Raw genomic sequence first — 15,882 nt, 5'->3', positions numbered from 1 at the left:
GGGGTTTCCTGTCTGTTATTGCTTCATCTGCAACGAATTGCAGATGAAGCATCCAACCCGCAGACATATCTGCAAAAGAATGCACATAACCCAGACATCATTCTGTAAACCCCCTCCGCTATACAGAACGCCCTCGCTAATAACTAAAAGGACGTTCTCCCTATGCCGCTCCCGCCTCAGCGCCTGTCGCTCGCTACCGCCCTGTTGATCGCCACCGGCGCCGCCCACGGCAAGACCGTGCAGATCGACACCGCCACCACCGCGTCGCAGACATTGGGCGGCAACGACACCCTGACGATTTCGGCGCCGGGCAGCATTACCAACAGCGGCAAGGCCGTGAGTCTCAAGGATGGCACCAGCGGTGTCGGCGTGATCATCGATAACGCCGGCAAGATCATTTCCAGCGGTGGCCGGGCGATTGATAGCAGCGGCGATTTGACCCAGGCGCGCAATTACGCCATCTACAACCGCAGCGGCGGACAGATTCTCGGCTCCAACGACGCGATTCGCATCGACAGCAACTTCGTCAGCGGCAGCCTGTTGATCGACAACAGCGGCACCATTCGCTCGACCACCGGCCAGGGCCTGGATCTGGATGCGTTGCGCAGCAACGGGGTGAAAACCACCATCATCAACCGCGCAGGCGGGCTGATTCGCGGCGACGCCAGCGACGGCATGAAGACCGGCGCCAACGCGACCATCAGCAACTATGGCGAGATCTCGACCGGTGACTCGCACAACGCCGACCAGAAGTTCGACGGCATCGATATCGACACCGCGACCGGTGTCAGCGTGACCAACTACGGCGTGATTTCCGGCGGCCGACATGGCATCACCACCGACCTCGGGGCGACGCTGGTCAACTACGGGCAGATCACCGGGCGCAATGGTTCCGGTTTCGGTTCCGACGGCGACGGCACGGTGATCAACCACGGCACCATCACTGGTGCGTATTCCGGGTTGCAGCCCAACGGCGACGGTGACGGCGTGGACATCGACAAAATCGCCCACATCGAAAACTACGGCACCATTCAAGGCGTTGGCGCCGGCGGTGTGGACAAGGGCGGTTTCGCCAACGGCAGTGAAGGCATCGCGCTGGGCGGCGGTTACATTCTCAACGCCAAGAGTGCCCTGATCAGCGGTGCCAACAGCGCCATTCTGGTGGACGACGGCAGCGGTGGTTCGGGGCTGGCGGCCACCACGCTGGAAAACTACGGCACCATTCAAGGGCTCGACGGTTTCGGCGTGAAGTTCGTCGGTGAGTTCGCCGACAACGTGATCAACGGCGGCACGATCACCGGCAGCAACGGCCTGGCGCTGGACCTGGGCGGTGGCAACGACAGCCTGACCTTGCGCAACGGCAGTCGTTTTGTCGGCGTGGTCGATGGCGGCACCGGTTACGACCGGGTAGTGATGGACGACGCGGCGGGCGGCAGCTTCGGTGCCAGCCGCAATTTCGAATGGCTGGAGGTCAAACAAGGCGCCTGGACCCTCACCGGCAGCGGCGATTTCAGCGACGGCGGTGCCGTGCGCAACGGCGCCACCCTGATCAACCAGGGCGACATCGCCGGCAACCTGACCGTTGACGCCGGCGGTGTGTATGCCGGCGGTGGTTCTGTGGGCAACCTCAACCTGAATGGCACGTTGCGCACTGACACCCGCCTTGGCACTGCAACCGTCGTGCACGACTTGAACATGGGCAGCGCATCCACCCTCGCCTACGGCGTCAACGCCGATGGCAGCAGCGCGCCGGTCCAGGTCGGCGGCACGGCCAACCTCAATGGCGCGACGCTGGCAGTCAATCCCGGCAGCGGCACGTATCCGTGGCAGAGCCATTACACGGTGCTGCAGGCTGCGCAGGTCAACGGTACGTTTGGCGCGGTCACCAGCGACTACGCGTTCCTCACGCCAACCCTCGCTTACACGCCGACTCAGGTCGACCTGACCTACACCCGCAACGACGTGGCGTTCAATGAATTCGCCGCCACCGGTAACGGCAGCAACGCGGCCAACAGCCTGGCCTCAATGGGCAAGAACAATGCGCTGTACAACGCCTTGCTCAACACTACTCAAAGCAGTGCTGGCGCAGCCATCGAGCAACTGGCCGGCGCCAGCAACGCCAACCTGACCAGCGCCACACTCGGCGCCAGCAGCCAGGTCGGCAGCAGCATGCTCTCGGCGATGCAACAGATGGGCGGCAGTCCCGGCTTGATGGTCGGCCTCGATCAGCGCGACACACCGATCCTCGCCGCCAACGGCGTACCGGCCGCAGCCCGAAACCTGAATGATCCCAATGCTCAGGGCCGGCTCTGGCTGCAAGCCATCGGCGGCTACGGCAAGCTCGATGGCGAACACGGCAATGGCAGTCTGGAGCAGCGCACCAAGGGCAGCGTACTCGGTGCCGACTGGGCGCTGAATCCGCAATGGCGACTGGGCGTGCTCGGTGGTTATTCGAAGACCGATCTGGACGCCACCGGCGTCGATGGCAATGTCGAAAGCTGGCACGCCGGGGTCTATGCCCAGCATCAAAACGGCCCGATAGCCTTGCGTCTGGGCGCGGCCTACAGCGGTCATCAGGGCGAGAGCAAACGCACGGTCGCGTTCAACGGTTTCAGTGACCGCCCCAAAGGCGAATACGACGCCAACAGCCAGCAAGCCTTCGCCGAACTAGGCTACGCCATGGGCAGCGGGCGGCTCAGCGCCGAACCGTTCGCCAGCCTCGGCTACCAGCGCTATCACCGCGACCGCTATCAGGAAAAGGGTGGCGCGGCGGCGTTACAAATCGACAGTCAGACTCAGGACAACTTCAGCAGCACCGTCGGTCTGCGCCTGGCGCACCTGAACTCGCTCGAAAACGGTATGAGCCTGACCCCGCGCATGGCGGCAGGCTGGAAACACACGTATGGCGATGTCAGCAGCTCGACCCGTCAGGCGTTCGTCGTCGGTGGCACCGCGTTCAGCGTCGATGGCAGCTCGCTGGATCGTGACAGCCTGGTCCTCGAAGCGGGACTGGATCTGGGCGTTTCGGCGCGGCATACGCTGGGGTTTGGTTACAGCGGCGAGATTGGCAATAACAGTCGCAATCACGGGTTGATCGGGCAGTGGCAGATGAGTTTCTGAGGTTTCGCCAATCGATACTTCAGCGGGGGTTGTAGGCAAAGGCATCTGGTCGACCGGGTAAACCAGGGCAGGCTCATCACTCGCCACCGACCGGGCTACAAAAGCAGACGTCATCCCCTGCGCCCGGCTCGGAATCGCCCGGCATCGGTGTACCGGCCTCGACTTTTACAGTTTGGCCTCATCCTTCATGAGGCCAAACTGAATGCCCATTCAATGCAAATACAAGCTCCAACATCTTGTCCTGGCGGTTGCGCTGGCTATCGGTTGCGTAGAGTTTTCACTGGCGGAGCAATCAGAACCCGACGCGCACGTCGATATCGAGGTGAAGGTCAAAAAGCCGCGCAAGAAGAAGGAAATACCTGCTCCACTCAGTCTCGCCGAAGAAATACCGCGTGAAGAAAGGATCGTTCCGACACCCGAAACAAGCCCCGTCAGCACTGAGGTTCCGGCAGTACCCGCTCACACATCCGATGACATTCAACCCAAGAAAGTCGCCACGACAGAGAGCGGCAGCGCGCTCGAAGAAAGCATCGAAAAACCAACGCCCTTACCGGAACCGGTTCTGGCCGAAACGCCCGCAGCTCAACAAACCCAAGTGGTTGACCAACCACCGTCAACGGATTCCCCTCCACCTCCAGGCAATGCAGCCATCGCAGCCCTGCAAGCTACCGACGAGGCCACAGCCGCCCTCGCCTACGATCAACTCGCTGGCGGCAGCAACGCCAACCTCGCCAAGGCAACCCTGAGCAGCGTCACGCCGGTCAGCGCCAGCCTGCTGTCGGCCATGCACCCACTCGACAACATCCACGATACCCAAGGAAACGCACCTCGCCATGCAGCCGGAAGTGCCGACAGCGGCAGGGTCTGGCTGCAAGCCCTCGGACACGGCGGGAAACTGGATCGCGATGAGGAACCCATGCAGCACGCCACCAAGGGACTGCTACTCGGTGCGGACTGGCGCCTCGATGAAGCATGGCGCCTGGGATTGATGGGCGGCACCTCCGACACGCGCATCGACAGCAAAGAGCTGGACGGCGATCTCGACAGTTGGCACCTGGGCGCTTATGCCTTGCGCCAGACAGGTCCGTTGTCACTTCGGCTCGGTGCAATCTGGAGCAGCCATGAAGGCAGCACACGCCGCGAAGTCGCGTTCGGTCGCTTCCATGACCGGCTCAAGGGCAGCTACCACGCCAGCACCCAGCAAGCGTTCATCGAGTCGGGATACAACCTTGGCCGGGCCAACGTCAGCATCGAGCCGTTTGCCGGCCTCGGCTACCAACGCTACCAGCGTGACGGCTACACCGAGAAAGGTGGGGCTGCGGCGCTCAAGGTTCACGCCCAATCCCAAGGCAACTTCAACACCACTGTCGGCCTGCGCATGGCGAAAGTCAGCACGCTGGATAACGGCATGCGCCTCACGCCACGATTCAGCGCGGGGTGGAAACACGTTTACGGCGAAACCTACACCAGCACCCGCCAACGGCTGGCCACCGGCGGCCATGACTACACCGTTTACGGCGCCGAACTGGATCGCAACAGTCTGCAGCTCGACACCGGGCTGGATCTGGCGATCTCGAACAGCCACGCTGTGGGTGTCGGTCTGACCGGAGAAATCGGCACCGACAGTCGCAACCACGGCGTATCGGGCCAGTGGCGAATGGCGTTCTGAGCCCCGGTCGGGCGCTGCCGCTCACTGCGGCAGCGCCTGAAAGGCAAAAAAAAGGGGAGCACATGCCCCCCCGAGGTTTAAAGCGTTGTATCGAGGCCGTTATCTCAGCCTTCGATCTCGATCAGGATTTCGCCCGGGTTCACCCGGTCACCCTTGGCAACATGAATGGCAGTGACCTTGCCGGCAATCGCGGCCTGGACTTCGGTTTCCATCTTCATCGCTTCGGTGATCAGCACAGCCTGGCCCGCCTTGACGGTGTCGCCTTCCTTGACCAGCACATCGACGATGTTGCCCGGCATGGTGGTGCTGACGTGGCCCGGTGCCGAAGCCTGCTTGCGCTTGCTGCTGCCGCCACCGACGAATTCGTTGAGCGGTTCGAACACCACTTCTTCCGGCATGCCGTCGATGGACAGGTAGAAGTGACGCTTGCCTTCGGCCTTGACGCCGACACCGGTGATGTCCACGCGGTAGGTTTCGCCGTGGACGTCGATGACGAACTCGGTTGGCACGCCTTCGCCGCCGGCCGAAGCCACCTTGCCTGCTTCCGGGATCGGCAGCAGCACTTCCGGGGTGAGGGTGCCAGCGGCACGCTCTTCGAGGAATTTGCGGCCGATGTCCGGGAACATGGCGAAGGTCAGCACGTCTTCTTCGGACTTGGCCAGTGCGCCGATATCGGCACGCAGCTTGGTCATTTCCGGTTTGAGCAGATCGGCCGGACGTACGTCGATCACTTCTTCGCTGCCGATGGCCTGACGACGCAGCTTCTCGTTCACGGTGCCCGGCGCCTTGCCGTAGCCGCCTTGCAGGTAGAGCTTCACCTCGTTGGTGATGGTCTTGTAACGCTCACCGGCCAGCACGTTGAAGAACGCCTGGGTGCCGACGATCTGCGAAGTCGGGGTCACCAGCGGCGGGAAGCCGAGGTCTTCGCGCACGCGCGGGATCTCTGCCAGCACTTCGTTCATGCGGTTCAGCGCGCCCTGCTCTTTCAACTGGTTGGCCAGGTTGGAAATCATCCCGCCCGGTACCTGGTTGACTTGAACACGGGTGTCGACGGCGGTGAATTCGCTTTCGAACTGGTGGTACTTCTTGCGCACGGCGTAGAAGTACAGGCCGATTTCCTGCAGCAGTTCCAGGTTCAGACCGGTGTCGAACTCACTGCCCTTGAGGGCTGCGACCATCGATTCGGTACCCGGGTGGCTGGTGCCCCAGGCGAAGCTGGAGATCGCGGTGTCAATGTGGTCGGCACCGTTTTCAATGGCCTTCAACTGGCACATTGCGGCCAGACCGGCGGTGTCGTGGGAGTGGATGAACACCGGCAGCGATTGCTCGGCCTTGAGGGCTTTGACCAGCTCACCGGTGGCGTACGGGGTCAGCAGGCCGGCCATGTCCTTGATCGCCACCGAGTCGCAACCCATGGCTTCCATTTGCTTGGCCTGGGCGACGAACGCGTCGATGGTGTGCACCGGGCTGGTGGTGTAGGCGATGGTGCCCTGGGCGTGTTTGCCGGCAGCCTTCACCGCTTCGATGGCCACGCGCAGGTTACGCACGTCGTTCATCGCGTCAAAGATGCGGAACACGTCGATACCGTTGACTGCGGCCTTGGCGACGAACGCCTTGACCACGTCATCGCTGTAATGGCGGTAGCCCAGCAGGTTCTGGCCGCGCAGGAGCATTTGCAGACGGGTGTTGGGCAGCGCGGCGCGCAGTTGGCGCAGGCGCTCCCACGGGTCTTCTTTCAGGAATCGTACGCAGGCGTCGAAGGTCGCGCCGCCCCAGACTTCCAGCGACCAGTAGCCGACCTTGTCCAGCTTGTCGCAGATCGGCAGCATGTCTTCGGTGCGCATGCGGGTGGCGAGCAGCGATTGATGGGCGTCGCGCAGGATGGTGTCGGTTACGAAAATCTTTTTAGTCATTGTTCTATTCCTCACAGGCCTGCGTGGGCGGCGATGGCGGCGGCGATGGCCAGGGCCAGCTCTTCGGGTTTGCGCTTGATCGAGTAGTTGGTCAGTTCAGGATGACTTTCAACGAAGCTGGTATTGAACTGGCCGCTACGGAATTCCGGGTTGCGCAGGATTTCCTGGTAGTAAGCGGCGGTGGTCTTGACCCCTTGCAGACGCATGTCGTCGAGGGCGCGCAGACCACGGTCCATCGCCTCTTCCCAGGTCAGTGCCCATACAACCAGTTTCAGGCACATCGAGTCGTAGAACGGCGGAATGGTGTAGCCGGTATAGATCGCCGTGTCGGTGCGAACGCCCGGGCCGCCGGGGGCGTAGTAGCGAGTGATCTTGCCGAAGCTCGGCAGGAAGTTGTTCTTCGGATCTTCAGCGTTGATCCGGAATTGCAGGGCAAAACCGCGATGCTGGATGTCTTCCTGTTTCACCGACAGCGGCAGGCCGGAGGCGATGCGGATCTGTTCGCGAACGATGTCGATCCCGGTGATTTCTTCGGTGATGGTGTGTTCCACCTGCACCCGGGTGTTCATCTCCATGAAGTACACCTCGCCCTCGGCGAGCAGGAACTCCACGGTGCCGGCGTTCTCGTAACCCACGGCCTTGGCCGCGCGCACCGACAGGTCGCCGATGTAGGCGCGCTGTTCCGGGGTCAGTTGCGGGCTCGGGGCGATTTCGATCAGCTTCTGGTTGCGGCGCTGAATCGAGCAGTCGCGCTCGAACAGGTGCACCACGTTGCCGAAGCTGTCACCGAGGATCTGCGCTTCGATGTGTTTCGGATTGACGATGCATTTTTCCAGGAACACTTCTGCCGAACCGAAGGCCTTGGTGGCTTCGGAAATGACCCGGGGGAAATTCTGTTCGAGTTCTTCGCGGCTGTTGCAGCGACGGATACCGCGACCGCCACCACCGGAGGTGGCCTTGAGCATCACCGGGTAACCAATGCGATCACCTTCGGTCAGCGCCTCTTCAATGCCCGAGACGTTGCCTTCGGTGCCCGGCGTCACCGGTACGCCAGCCTTGATCATGCTGCGGCGTGCTTCGGTCTTGTCGCCCATGCGGCGGATGACTTCCGCCGACGGGCCGATGAATTTGATACCGCGTTCGGCGCAGATGTCTGCCAGCTCGGCGTTCTCCGAAAGGAAACCGTAGCCGGGGTGCAACGCATCGCAGCCGGTTTCCACGGCCAGGTTCACCAGCTTGCGCGGGTTCAGGTAACCGGCCAGCGGCTCGGCACCAATGCTGTGGGCCTCGTCCGCACGCTTCACATGCAAGGCATGCCGGTCGGCGTCGGAAAAAATCGCAACCGAGCGAATGCCCATCTCGGCGCAGGCACGCACGATTCGTACGGCAATCTCACCACGGTTGGCGATCAGGATCTTTGTTATCACTTGGAGGTTCCCTTGAGCCGGTGGTACCCACGACCTGCTAGACCCAGGTCGACGCGTGACCAAATGTTTCAATCTGGTCGCGCCTTCACACTAGCGCTCACAAGGGATTAACAAAAATGAATAAAAATTGGGTCAGGCATAAGTAAAGACTTATAGTCATTGCACCAGCCAGCGGCCAGAGCCTGTAGAAAATGCGTAAGTCCTTGATGCGTATGACATTGCGTCAATTGCAGATCTTCAACGAAGTGTGTGATTTGCGCTCCTACAGCCGCGCAGCCGAGGAAATGTCTCTCACACAACCGGCCGTCAGCCTACAGATTCGTCAGCTCGAAGAGCTGATCGGGCAGCCGCTGTTCGATTACGTCGGCAAAAAACTCTACATGACCGAGGCGGCAGAAGCACTCCAGCGCGCCAGCCGCGACATCTTCGGCCGCCTGGAAAACCTCGACATGCAGCTGTCGGACATGCAGGGCTCGCTACAGGGCCAGTTGAAACTGGCGGTGGAATCCAGCGCCAAATACTTCGTGCCGCACTTGTTTGCAGCCTTCAAGCGCCAGCATCCGGAAGTGAACCTGCAACTGACGGTGGTCAACCGCGGCCAGGTGATTCGCCGGCTCTCCGACAACCGCGACGACCTGGTGATCATGTCGATGGTGCCGCAGGACATGGGCCTGGAATTCCTCCCCTTCCTCAATAACCCGATCGTGGCGGCCGCGCGACCGGACCATCCGCTGGCACACATGGGGCCGCTGCGTTTGCAGGATCTGGAGCCCTACACTCTGCTGATTCGCGAACCCGGCTCGGGAACGCGACTGGCTTGCGAGGAGTACTTCAAGGAGAAGCGCGTGCACTTCACCCAGACCCAGGAAGTGGCGTCGGCGGAAGCTCAGCGTGAGTGCGTATTGGCGGGTCTGGGCCTGGCACTGTTGACGCGCCACGCCCTGAACCTGGAGCTGGCGACCGGCGGCCTGGTGGAGCTGCCGGTCGAAGAGTTGCCGCTGTTGCGCAGCTGGTGCCTGGTGCAAGCCAAAGCCAAACGGTTGTCACCGGTGGCCCACGCCTTCCTGGCGTTTATCCGCAGCGAACGGGTGCAGATCAGCGCGCTGGTTGAGCGCTTCGACGGGAAGCTGAAGGCGCTGCCTGCCAGTGATTGATGTCCTCGGGAAAATCGCCGATTTCGGCCTGAAGCTGACGGAGTTCGAAGCGATCTTCGATAGCGCGGCGAAATTCCATGCGGCGCTGGTCTTCCTGCTGACGACGGGTTTTCGCGGCGCTGTTGCGTTCTTCGTAAGGCTGAGCCATTTCGAGTCTCCCAAGGCGATTACGGGAGTTTCACGATAGGCGCGAGGGATGACGGTTTGGCTGCGTCGGGGTTACAGGCAGATGAAGATTGCCTTCACCCCATGACCATCAGTCATCCAGCGCTTTCACCGATTTTGGCGACAGCCGCAAGCTGCGCAGACTGCGTTTGACGCTCTTGAGGTGGTTGACCAGACTCGGCCCGCGCGCCATGGCCACGCCCATCGCCAACACGTCGATCACCACCAGGTGGGCGATACGCGAGGTCAGCGGCGTATAGATTTCGGTGTCTTCATGAACATCGATCGCCAGGTTGACGGTCGACAGCTCGGCCAGCGGCGTCTGGCTCGGGCACAAGGTGATCAGCGATGCACCGCTCTCGCGCACGAGGTTGGCGGTGATCAGCAGGTCTTTGGAACGGCCGGACTGGGAAATGCAGATCGCCACGTCGGTCGGCTTCAGCGTCACCGCCGACATCGCCTGCATGTGCGGGTCGGAATACGCCGCCGCAGTCAGCAGCAGGCGGAAGAACTTGTGCTGCGCATCCGCCGCCACCGCGCCCGACGCACCAAAACCATAGAATTCGACGCGCTGGGCCTGGGACATCAGCGTCACCGCTCGCTGCAATTCCAGCGGATCGAGCTTCTCGCGAACCTCCATCAGCGTGTGCAACGTGGTGTCGAAAATCTTCAGGCTGTAGTCGGCGACGGAATCGTCTTCATGGATCGCGAACTGACCAAAACTGGCACCGGCCGCGAGGCTTTGCGCGAGTTTGAGTTTCAGGTCCTGAAAACCGGAGCAACCGATGGCGCGACAGAAGCGCACGATGGTCGGCTCGCTGATGCCGACGCTGTGGGCCAGGTCGGCCATGGAACTGTGCATCACTGCCGCAGGGTCAAGCAGCACGTGGTCGGCGACCTTGAGCTCCGACTTGCGTAACAGGTGACGTGACTGGGCGATGTGTTGCAGCAGATTCAAGGGGCTGGACTCTTGTTATGGAAAGATGTGCTTTGGCCAGATGCCAAGGATGTAGCAAGCTTGTAGTTATACTACATGAATCCGCATTTTGCCTGCTCAATGCGTAACTGGATCGCCCCGGATCAGGCGACATGCGCTGCATGTAGCCCTTTACCGGGGATTTTCCTGCTGGCGCAACAACCCGGCCAGACCGGCAGCCTCCACCGGACGGCTGATCAGATACCCCTGCACCTCGTCGCAGCCTTCGGCCTTCAAGAACTCAAGCTGCTCCGGCCGCTCGACGCCTTCGGCCACCACTTTCAAGGACAAGCCATGGGCCATGGCGATAATCGCGCGGGTGATCGCCGCGTCCTCGCTGCCCTCGCCCAACCCGCGGATAAAGGCCTGATCGATCTTCACGTAATCCACCGGAATCCGCTTCAGATAGCTCAGCGATGAATAGCCGGTGCCGAAATCGTCGATCGCCAGTTTCACCCCCAGATCCCGCAGCTGCTGGAACGTGGCGATGATGTGTTCGACGCTGTCGAGCAACTGGCTTTCGGTCAGTTCCAGTTCGAGGTAGTGCGGAGCCAGGCCGGTTTCCTCCAGCACTTGTCGCACCAGGCTGACCAGTTTCCCCTGACGCAGCTGATGCACCGACAGGTTCACTGAAACCCGGATCGGTGCCAGCCCCTGACGCTGCCATTCGCAGGCCTGCCAACAGGCCTGGCGCAACACGAACTCGCCAATCGGACCAATCAACCCAGTCTCTTCAGCCAGACCGATAAAGTCCCCCGGCGGCACCCGGCCCATGGTCGGGTGATCCCAGCGCACCAGCGCTTCGGCCGCATTGAGACGACCAGTCGCCAGACACAGTTTCGGCTGGTAGAACACGTTCAGTTGCTGGTCTTCGATGGCTTTGCGCAGCTGGTTTTCCAGCTGCAAACGCTCCAGCGTGCTGGCTTGCAGGCTGTCGGTGTAGAACTGGAAGTTGTTGCCGCCCAGATGCTTGGCATGTTGCATGGCCATATTCGACTGGCTGACCAGCGCGGAAATCTCCCGGGCGTTGTCCGGCAACATACTGATGCCCATCGAGGCGCTGACCACCAATTCATGCCCCTCTACCGTCAGTGGCAGGCGCAGTTTGGCCGACAGCCGCGTGGCGACCCGCGCCAGGCTCGACAGGTTGCCATAGGCATCGAACAGCACCGCGAATTCGTCGCCGGACAACCGGGCAATCGTGTCGGCTTCCGGCAAGGCACTGACCAGACGCCGCGACATCCTTTGCAGCAACTGGTCGGCAATCTCGTGGCCAAGGCTGTCGTTGAGCAGCTTGAATCGATCCAGATTAATGTGCAGCAGCGCCAGACTCCGCCGCCCGCCCTGCCGCACGCGCTGATGGGCTTCGTGCAGGCGTTCGCGGAACAGCGAGCGGTTGGCCAGGCCGGTGAGTTCGTCGTAGTGGGTCAGGTAGCGCATGCGCTCTTCGGATTCGCGGCGCGCCGACAGATCGGCGAAGAAGCCGACGATATGACTCACATTTCCCCGGCTGTCGCGCACCGCATTCAGTTGCAGCCACTGCGGGTACAACTCGCCGTTCTTGCGGGTCTCCACCAGTTCGCCCTGCCAGCTGCCGTGCTGCTCCAGCGCATGACGGATGGCGACATAGTGTCGGCGGGCATCACGACTGCATGGCAGTTCAACGACGTTGCGCCCGAGCATGTCGTCGATGTCGTAACCGGTGACCCGGCTGAAAGCCTGATTGATGGCGATCAGCGAATAATTCGGGTCGAGGATCACGATACCTTCGCTGGCGGCCTCGAATACCGTGGCGGCCAGTTGCTGCTGGGCCTCCAGACTTTTGCTGACACTGATGTCGCGCCGGGTGCCGACCATGCGGATCACCCGTCCGCTGTCGTCACGCTCCACCGCACGGCCACGGTCTTCGATCCAGACCCAGTGGCCGTCACCATGACGCACGCGGTACTCGATCTGATAATCCTCGGTGCGCCCCTTCAAATGCTCGATCAGTGCTCGCTTGAGGGCCGGAACATCTTCCGGGTGCAAGCGTGGGCGCAGATGCCTGAGCAGCCCGGTGACGTATTCCGGGTCAATGCCGAACAGCTCCTGAATCTGCGTGTGGTGAACCTCATCGGTCTGCAGATTCCAGTCCCACAGCCCCAACTCACTGGCCTTCAACGCCAGCGCCAGGCGCGCTTCGCTTTTGCTCAGGGCCTGATTGGCGGCGTCCAGCTCACGGCTGCGTTGGGCCACACGATCTTCCAGTTCGACCTGGGCTTCGCGCAATTTGCCCTCGGCGCAGCGGCGGTGTTCGATTTCTTTCGCCAACTCCTGATTGAGCTGTTCACTGCGCGATTGCGCCTGTTGCAGATGCTCGATCAGGTGCTGATTCTGGAAGCGACGCAGCAAGCCACGGTCGATCAGCCGATTGACCTGCCACGCCACCACGCTCAGGGAGCCGAGCAAAATCAGCCCGAGCCAGCCCCAGCCACGCGCCTGTTCGTCACCGCCCCAGAACAGATAGCCGATGGCCGGCAGCAGGCACGGCAAGGTAAAGGAAAGAAAGGCCGGGATGCTCACGGCATAAGCCACGCTGGCCGACAGGGTCGCGGCACCGATCAGGCCGAACACCCAGGCTTGCTGCATGAAGTTGTCGGCCGGGACCAGGGCGATGCCGGCGCCGGCCAGGGTCAGGCCGGTCATGGTCGAACCGAGCAGGAACATCCGCCCCCAGATCGGCTGGGCCTGGCGATCGGGAATCGCCGAGTCGAAAGCCGCGACCTGAATCACCCGCAGTGCCACCAGCGACAGCAGCCATACCATCCAGACGCTGACCACGAAATAACGCTGCGGGCTCCAGAGCAAACCGGCGCAGACCAGACCATTGATCAACATGAACAGGGTGGGCAACAGCGAACCCTGATAAAGAAGGCGCGTGCGCTCGACCGCCATCTGGGTGGCGTAATGCTTGCGGATCACCCGGGGTTCCACAGAGGGGCCCGACAGGTCGAAGCTGAGGGTCATAGGCAACGTTCTTGTTCTTATAAGTGTGAGCATGCGCCCGGAAACGTGGACGGAGCATACACAAGCCCAACCACTTGCCAAACTGCTCCAGATCATAATTTCGCCGAAACTTTTCGGCCTCCCGACACCCGCGAAAGCCCCGAAGCGAGGCGGGCCAACGCCTGTAGCCGGTGACCGACCGGTCGTCATTGGCAGCACTTTCATCGGCTAATGCAAAGCTCGGTTTGCCCGGGCCTGCGGCGCACCCTAGAATGCCCCGATGCGCGATGATCTCTCCCTTCTGCTGAACTCCCTCAACGATGCCCAACGCCAGGCCGTAGCGGCTCCCGTTGGTCGTCAATTGGTCCTGGCCGGTGCCGGCTCCGGCAAAACCCGAGTGCTGGTGCACCGTATCGCCTGGTTGATCCAGGTCGAAAACGCCTCGCCCCACTCGATCCTGTCGGTGACCTTCACCAACAAGGCCGCTGCCGAGATGCGTCACCGCATCGAGCAATTGCTGGGAATCAACCCGGCCGGCATGTGGGTCGGTACCTTCCACGGCCTGGCGCACCGCCTGTTGCGGGCGCACTGGCAGGAAGCCGGGCTGAGCCAGACCTTCCAGATCCTCGACAGCGATGACCAGCAACGACTGGTCAAACGGGTGATCCGTGAGCTGGGGCTGGACGAACAGCGCTGGCCGGCCCGTCAGGCCCAGTGGTTCATCAACGGGCAGAAAGACGAAGGTCTGCGTCCGCAACACATTCAGGCCAGCGGCGATCTGTACCTGGCCACCATGCGCGGCATCTATGAAGCCTACGAGGCTGCCTGCCTGCGCGCCGGCGTCATCGATTTCTCCGAACTGCTGCTGCGCGCCCTCGACCTGTGGCGCGACCATCCGGGCCTGCTGGCGCATTACCAGAAGCGTTTCCGGCACATTCTGGTGGACGAGTTCCAGGACACCAACGCCGTGCAGTACGCCTGGTTGCGTCTGCTCGGCAAGGGCGGCGACAGCCTGATGGTGGTTGGCGACGACGACCAGTCGATCTACGGCTGGCGCGGCGCGAAAATCGAGAACATTCACCAGTATTCCTCCGACTTCCCGGACTCGGTGACCATCCGTCTGGAGCAGAACTACCGCTCCACCGCCGGCATCCTGAAAGCCGCCAACGCCTTGATCGCCAACAACACAGGGCGTCTGGGCAAGGAACTGTGGACCGACGGCGGCGACGGCGAAGCGATCAACCTGTACGCCGCGTTCAACGAACACGATGAAGCACGCTACGTTGTCGAAACCATCGAAAGCGCGCTGAAAACCGGCCTGGCTCGCAGCGATATCGCGATTCTTTACCGCTCCAACGCCCAATCCCGTGTTCTGGAAGAAGCCTTGCTGCGCGAACGCATTCCGTACCGCATCTATGGCGGCCAGCGCTTCTTCGAGCGGGCGGAAATCAAGAACGCCATGGCCTACCTGCGTTTGCTGGAAGGTCGCGGCAACGATGCGGCGCTGGAACGGGTGATCAACGTCCCGGCCCGCGGCATCGGCGAAAAAACCGTCGAAGCGATTCGCGACCATGCCCGCCACAGCGATGTGTCGATGTGGGAAGCCATGCGCCAACTGGTGGCCAATAAAGGCCTGACCGGTCGTGCCGCCGGCGCCCTCGGCGCGTTTATCGATCTGATCGAGAACCTCGCCGCCAAATGCGCCGAGATGCCGTTGCACCTGATGACTCAGACTGTCATCGAGCAATCCGGCCTGATCGCTTACCACGAAGCGGAAAAAGGCGAGAAAGGCCAGGCCCGGGTGGAAAACCTTGAGGAACTGGTCAGCGCCGCGCGCAACTTCGAGAACACCGAAGAAGACGAAGACCTGACGCCACTGGCGGCGTTCCTCGGCCACGCTTCGCTGGAGGCCGGCGACACCCAGGCCGACGAGCACGAAGACAGCATTCAGTTGATGACCCTGCACAGCGCCAAGGGCCTGGAATTCCCTTACGTGTTCCTGGTGGGCATGGAAGAAGGCCTGTTCCCGCACAAGATGAGCCTGGAAGAACCGGGACGTCTTGAAGAAGAACGGCGCCTGGCCTACGTCGGCATCACCCGGGCGATGCAGAACCTGGTGATGACCTACGCTGAAACCCGACGCCTGTACGGCAGCGAAACCTACAACAAGGTGTCGCGATTCGTACGGGAAGTACCGAAAGGCCTGATTCAGGAAGTGCGCTTGTCGAACAGCGTCAGCCGACCGTTCGGCGGCAACCAGTCGATGAGCGGCAGCAACTTGTTCAACGGCGCCGAGATCCCGGAAACCGGTCTCAGCCTCGGCCAGGCCGTACGGCACTCGATCTTTGGCGACGGCGTGATCCTCAACTTCGAAGGCGCCGGCGCCCAGGCGCGGGTTCAGGTGAACTTCAGCGAAGGCAGCAAGTGGCTGATGCTGGGTTACGCGAAGCTGGAAGCGATCTAAAGTTGCTCA

9 protein-coding genes are annotated in these 15,882 nt (G+C 61.7%); 4 read left to right on the top strand and 5 right to left on the bottom strand.

The window, feature by feature from the left end:
- The first annotated feature begins 162 nt into the window (after positions 1–162).
- Together AC1RR7_RS08660 and AC1RR7_RS08655 are read left to right on the top strand one after the other, a co-directional pair.
- On the top strand, positions 163–3,120 hold the full coding sequence (locus AC1RR7_RS08660) for an autotransporter outer membrane beta-barrel domain-containing protein (protein ID WP_493157124.1): 2,958 nt from the start codon (positions 163–165) through the stop codon (positions 3,118–3,120).
- Positions 3,121–3,715: 595 nt separating this feature from the next.
- Positions 3,716–4,789: an autotransporter outer membrane beta-barrel domain-containing protein gene (locus AC1RR7_RS08655; protein ID WP_493157122.1), complete on the top strand. Its 1,074-nt coding sequence runs from the start codon at positions 3,716–3,718 to the stop codon at positions 4,787–4,789.
- A 104-nt stretch (positions 4,790–4,893) separates the two neighbouring features.
- Here the strand turns inward: AC1RR7_RS08655 and oadA are convergent, their stop codons facing one another.
- Together oadA and AC1RR7_RS08645 are read right to left on the bottom strand one after the other, a co-directional pair.
- Positions 4,894–6,702 carry a sodium-extruding oxaloacetate decarboxylase subunit alpha gene (gene oadA, locus AC1RR7_RS08650; protein ID WP_096817122.1) on the bottom strand — a complete coding sequence of 603 codons (1,809 nt, stop codon included), beginning with the start codon at positions 6,700–6,702 and terminating at the stop codon, positions 4,894–4,896.
- Between the two features lie 11 nt (positions 6,703–6,713).
- A complete protein-coding gene (locus tag AC1RR7_RS08645) occupies positions 6,714–8,129 on the bottom strand; it encodes an acetyl-CoA carboxylase biotin carboxylase subunit (protein ID WP_096817120.1) in 1,416 nt (471 codons plus the stop codon).
- Positions 8,130–8,320: 191 nt separating this feature from the next.
- On the opposite strand from AC1RR7_RS08645, the gene AC1RR7_RS08640 reads away from it, so the two are divergent.
- On the top strand, positions 8,321–9,283 hold the full coding sequence (locus AC1RR7_RS08640) for a LysR family transcriptional regulator (protein WP_096817118.1): 963 nt from the start codon (positions 8,321–8,323) through the stop codon (positions 9,281–9,283).
- Here AC1RR7_RS08640 and AC1RR7_RS08635 read toward each other — a convergent pair.
- From AC1RR7_RS08635 to AC1RR7_RS08625, 3 genes are all read right to left on the bottom strand, one after another.
- Entirely contained in the window at positions 9,225–9,431 is a 207-nt protein-coding gene (locus AC1RR7_RS08635; RefSeq protein ID WP_096817116.1) for a PA3496 family putative envelope integrity protein, read from the bottom strand. The two genes, AC1RR7_RS08640 and AC1RR7_RS08635, sit on opposite strands and share 59 nt — an antisense overlap.
- Before the next feature lie 108 nt (positions 9,432–9,539).
- A complete protein-coding gene (hexR, locus tag AC1RR7_RS08630) occupies positions 9,540–10,406 on the bottom strand; it encodes a transcriptional regulator HexR (protein ID WP_007954250.1) in 867 nt (288 codons plus the stop codon).
- A 150-nt stretch (positions 10,407–10,556) separates the two neighbouring features.
- Positions 10,557–13,430 carry a putative bifunctional diguanylate cyclase/phosphodiesterase gene (locus AC1RR7_RS08625; protein WP_493157120.1) on the bottom strand — a complete coding sequence of 958 codons (2,874 nt, stop codon included), beginning with the start codon at positions 13,428–13,430 and terminating at the stop codon, positions 10,557–10,559.
- Between the two features lie 259 nt (positions 13,431–13,689).
- Here AC1RR7_RS08625 and uvrD point away from each other — a divergent pair, with 259 nt between their 5' ends.
- Positions 13,690–15,873 (top strand): DNA helicase II, encoded by a 2,184-nt coding sequence (gene uvrD, locus AC1RR7_RS08620; protein WP_493157118.1) that lies wholly within the window; start codon positions 13,690–13,692, stop codon positions 15,871–15,873.
- Positions 15,874–15,882 lie beyond the last annotated feature (9 nt).

It is taken from the genome of Pseudomonas sp. GW821-FHT11G12 (assembly GCF_058808055.1).
Note: the sequence above shows the minus strand (reverse complement) of the source record. Positions and strands in the feature narration are given on the sequence as shown.

Bases quoted from the DNA above. Each gene is read 5' to 3' on its own strand.
- AC1RR7_RS08660 (WP_493157124.1), top strand. From the start codon at position 163: ATGCCGCTCCCGCCTCAGCGCCTGTCGCTCGCTACCGCCCTGTTGATC.
- oadA (WP_096817122.1), bottom strand. From the start codon at position 6,702: ATGACTAAAAAGATTTTCGTAACCGACACCATCCTGCGCGACGCCCAT.
- AC1RR7_RS08640 (WP_096817118.1), top strand. From the start codon at position 8,321: ATGCGTAAGTCCTTGATGCGTATGACATTGCGTCAATTGCAGATCTTC.
- AC1RR7_RS08635 (WP_096817116.1), bottom strand. From the start codon at position 9,431: ATGGCTCAGCCTTACGAAGAACGCAACAGCGCCGCGAAAACCCGTCGT.
- AC1RR7_RS08625 (WP_493157120.1), bottom strand. From the start codon at position 13,430: ATGACCCTCAGCTTCGACCTGTCGGGCCCCTCTGTGGAACCCCGGGTG.
- uvrD (WP_493157118.1), top strand. From the start codon at position 13,690: ATGCGCGATGATCTCTCCCTTCTGCTGAACTCCCTCAACGATGCCCAA.